The sequence below is a fragment of the Streptomyces sp. YS-3 genome (assembly GCF_045257485.1).
Lineage (GTDB): Bacteria > Actinomycetota > Actinomycetes > Streptomycetales > Streptomycetaceae > Streptomyces.
In genome coordinates this window covers 1-4004 of record NZ_JBJHPC010000622.1, presented here as the reverse complement: position 1 = coordinate 4004, position 4004 = coordinate 1, and the positions used below count along the sequence as shown (strand labels likewise).

General features: G+C 76.6%; 3 protein-coding genes. All 3 read right to left on the bottom strand.

Features of this window, described 5'->3' with window-relative positions; all coding sequences use genetic code 11:
• Window positions 1–898: ATP-binding cassette domain-containing protein (locus tag ACJA3G_RS32010; RefSeq protein ID WP_406556544.1), on the bottom strand; the 898-nt coding region annotated here is incomplete at its 3' end.
• Window positions 899–1070: 172 nt separating this feature from the next.
• Window positions 1071–1841 carry an NUDIX domain-containing protein gene (locus tag ACJA3G_RS32005; protein WP_406556543.1) on the bottom strand — a complete coding sequence of 257 codons (771 nt, stop codon included), beginning with the start codon at window positions 1839–1841 and terminating at the stop codon, window positions 1071–1073.
• A gap of 208 nt (window positions 1842–2049) precedes the next feature.
• Window positions 2050–4004: glycogen debranching N-terminal domain-containing protein (locus ACJA3G_RS32000; RefSeq protein WP_406556542.1), on the bottom strand; the 1955-nt coding region annotated here is incomplete at its 5' end.

Below are 4004 nucleotides of genomic sequence, written 5' to 3'. Positions count from 1 at the left end.
CGGGGCGGGGGGCCGGCTCCGCCGGGCCGGTGTCGGCTACCTCGTCGGTGAGACGGTGGACGAGCACGCCGTGGCGGAACGCCGTTTCGCCGACCTCGGCGCAGCTCGCGCCGTAGACGGAGAGGTGGCTGCCGTCCTCCGTGACCACCTCGACCGAGCGGCGCGCGGCCCGGGCCTCGCGTCCGACCAGGGACCCCAGACGGGCGGCGTGCGGGGTGGCGACGGCCACCCGGGGGCGCAGCCGGGTGCGGGAGAAGTCCGTCACCGGCTGGTCCGCGACGAGGCGGCCCCCGTCGATGGTCACGACCCGGTCGGCCACCCGGGCCGCCTCCTTGGGGTCGGCGAAGGTGCACAGCACGGTGCCGCCCTGCTGGGCGTGGCCGCGCAACAGCCCGTACAACCAGCTGTTCTCGCGCGGCGAGAGGCCCTCGGCGGGCTCGTCGAGGACCAGGGTGTGCGGGTCGCCGAGGAGGGCGGCGGCCAGGCCCAGCCTGCGGTCCATGCCGAGCGAGAGAGTGGCGAGCCGCTGGTCCCCCAGGCCGTCGAGGCCGACGACGTGGAGCATCTCCTCGGCGCGGGCGGCCGGGACCCCGGCGACCGCGCACATCAGACGGAGCTGCCCCCGGACGGTACGGGCCGGATGGCCCGGCACATCGCCGAGCAGGGTGCCCACCTCGCGGGCCGGGTGGGCGATCTTGTGGAGGGGGCGGCCCCGGAAGTAGGTGATGCCCCGGCCCGGTTCGAGCTCCAGCATCAGGCGCAGGGCCATGGTCTTGCCGGAGCCCGGGGCGCCGAGCAGGGCTGTGATCAGGCCCGGCCGGGCCTCGAAGGTCAGGTCGTCCACCTCGGGCGGACGGTCACGACGGGGTGTGCTGGTGAGTCCGATGGCCTGGAGCATCGCTTCTCTCCCGGGGGTGAGACCGCTCGACGGCACGGCGGGAGGACAAGTACCGGAGTAACATAACGCGACATTTCGGACTTTTTATGCAACCTCGGGCATGCGCGTGCCCGCGCCGGGCGCGTGTCCGCTGCGACCGGGGACAGGGCGGGGCCGGCGAGCCTGCGCCGGGTCAGACCTCCGGGCGGAGCATCGGCGGGTTCAGCAGGGTCGCGCCGCCCGCGCGGAAGAGCTGGGCGGGACGGCCGCCCTGACGGGTCGTGGTGCCGCCGGCCGGGACCAGGAAGCCCGGGGTGCCGGTCACCTTGCGGTGGAAGTTACGGGGGTCGAGCGCGACCCCCCACACCGCCTCGTACACCCGCCGCAGCTCCCCCACGGTGAACTCGGCCGGGCAGAACGCCGTGGCCAGCGACGAGTACTCGATCTTGGAGCGGGCCCGCTCCACGCCGTCCGCGAGGATCCGGGCGTGGTCGAAGGCGAGCGGGGCGGGCTGCTCGTCCTCGCGGCCGAAACCGCCCTCCTGGCTCAGCAGGTCCTCCACGGGCGCCCAGCGCGCGCTGTGCGCGTCGCCGCCCGCGCGGGGGGCGGGCAGATCGGGGGCGAGCGCCAGGTGCGCCACACTGACGACCCGCATCCGGGGGTCGCGCCGGGGGTCGCCGTAGGTGGCGAGCTGCTCCAGATGGGCACCGTTGCCGGGCGCGGGGGCGGTGGCCGCCGGGTCCTGGGCGCACAGACCGGTCTCCTCGGTCAGCTCGCGGGCCGCCGCCGCCGACAGGTCCTCGTCACCCCGGACGAAGCCGCCGGGCAGTGCCCACCGCCCCTGGAACGGCGGCTCCCCGCGACGGACGACCAGCGCACACAGGGCGTGGCGACGCACGGTGAGCACGACCAGGTCGACGGTCACGGCGAAGGGCGGGAAGGCCGACGGGTCGTAGGGAGACATGGGGCGATCATAGTCGTCTCCCTGACGATAAACACGCCCCCGGGCACGGCCGGTCGTACCTTCTTCCCCGTCCGTCACACGGGCCCCCACCGGTGCGGCGCGGCCACGGCTCCTCACCGCGTCGGACCTCTCGCCGTCGGCGCTCCCCGCCCGCGCCGCGGCGGCCGGTGCGGCCTCCCGCCCGGTCCCGGATTCACTCGGCATTCCCTCAGCCTCCCAACTGGAGCCGGTCGGCGGCCTGCTCGACCATGCCGACACCGAGCCTGCTGACCCGCACGGCGAACGGCTCCCCCGCCACGCTCAGCCCGGACAGCCGCACCGCGCCGAGCGGCGCCGACCGTACGGGGCAGAGGGCGACCGTGCCCGCCGGGGCGTCCGGGCGGATCCCCGTCAGCGCGGTGAGCAGGTGGACCGCCGAGGCCGCGGCGACGGCGGCCGGGCGGCACGCGGCCGGGTGCGGCAGCGGAGCGCTGTCCTCGGTGCGCTGCTCCCCCGCGAACATCTCGGGCAACCGGTAGCCGAACGTCTCGGCCGCGTCCAGGAGCCCGCGCAGCAGTGCGCTCGCCTCCTTCTCGTACCCGGCGACGGCGAGTCCCGCCACGGCGACGGCCGTGTCGTACACCCGCACCGCGCCCGCGCGGTGGCCGAACGGGTTGTAACCCGGCTCCTTGGCGCCCAGTCCGCGCAGACCCCAGCCGGTGTCCAGGGCAGGGGCACCCAGGAGCCGGGCGAGCTGTTCCGTCTGCACCTTGTCGAGCAGCCCCGGGGCGAGCCGTCCGGCGCCGAGCAGGCCGGTGTCCAGGAGGTGGGCGGCGCCCGCGCCGAGCGGTGGCAGCCGGCGGCCGTCGGCGGTGCGGGCGGCGGCGGGGCGCCCGCCCGCCAGGTCCTCGATCCAGAACTCCTCCCGGAACCGCTCGCGCAGCCCCGCCGCCCAGGCGGCGCACTCCTCCGCCCCCGGTCTGCCGCACTCGCGCAGCAGCTCGGCGCCCAGGACGGCGGCGCGGTGGGCGTGGGCCTGGGTCTCGGCCCGCACGAGGCCGCCCGCCGGGCCGGGCTCGCCCAGGTACCCGTGCTCACCGGCGCACGCGCGCAGCCAGCGCAGGCACCGCTCGGCCGTCGGCAGCAGCTCGGCCACCTCGGCCTCGGCCAGCCCCCAGCGACGGGCCTCGGCGAGCACCACCGGGAACGCGAGGGTGGCTTCCACGCCGGTGCAGCTCGGCGGCAGATGAGGTCCCGCGTCCCGCGACGGGCCCGGGATGAGCCCGAACTCCCGCTCCCCGCCCTTCAGTTGCGTACGGGCGACGGCCCGCAGGGTCGCCGCCGCCAGCCGGGTGGAGAGCGGCAGGGCCATCCGCGCGGCCCACAGCGCCTCGGCCGGGGCGGGGCCGGTGCGCCAGGGGACGCCCGCCGCCACGTACGCGTCCAACGGATGCGCCGGGTCCCGTACGAGCAGGGCCCGCAGGTCGTCCAGGCCGTTCCGGAGCAGCGGGCCCACGCGGGGGTCGTCGCCCTCCGCCTCGGCCTGCGGCAGCGGATGGGTCGCGGCCTGGCCATGCGGGCGGGCGGGGCGGTCGGTGCGGATGCGCAGCTCGATCGTGTACGAACCGGCCGGGGGCAGCTCCACGTCCCAGCGCAGCACGCCCGCTGAAGCGAGCGCGTCGGCCGGGGACGGGTGGGCGCTCACCACCGCGTGCGCGCCGGGTGCCGTCCAGCGCATGCCCGAGCCATGGACGCTGCCCGGCAGTTCGGGTCCCGCCCSGCCCGCCGCGACCGCCCCCAGTTCGGCCAGGTCCGTCCCGAGCGCGATCTCCACGGGGAGCCGCAGCGGGCGGGGCGAGGAACTGCGCAGGGTGATCCGCTCGCTGCCGTCGGCCTGGCGCAGCCGCTCGATGGCGATCTCGGGGTCGGGGCCGCTGTCGGCGGGGGTGCGCACCACTGCGAAGAAGCGGGCACGGTCGGCCGATATCGATCTGCCCTGAAGAGCGATCGGCTCCCGCCCGGCCACCTTCAGCTCACAGCGCGCGAGCAGTCGGCGCCCGTGCCGGTAGAACCCCTCCAGCCCGTGCCCGGTGAGCTGGCCGTGCTCGGCCGAGACGACGAGGCCGGGCAGGGCGACGGAGATCAGGGCGGCGTGGAGTGGGGGAAGCCCGGCGAATCCGGGAC

Coding starts and splice junctions, on each gene's coding strand:
- ACJA3G_RS32005 (WP_406556543.1), bottom strand. CDS start 1,841: ATGTCTCCCTACGACCCGTCGGCCTTCCCGCCCTTCGCCGTGACCGTC.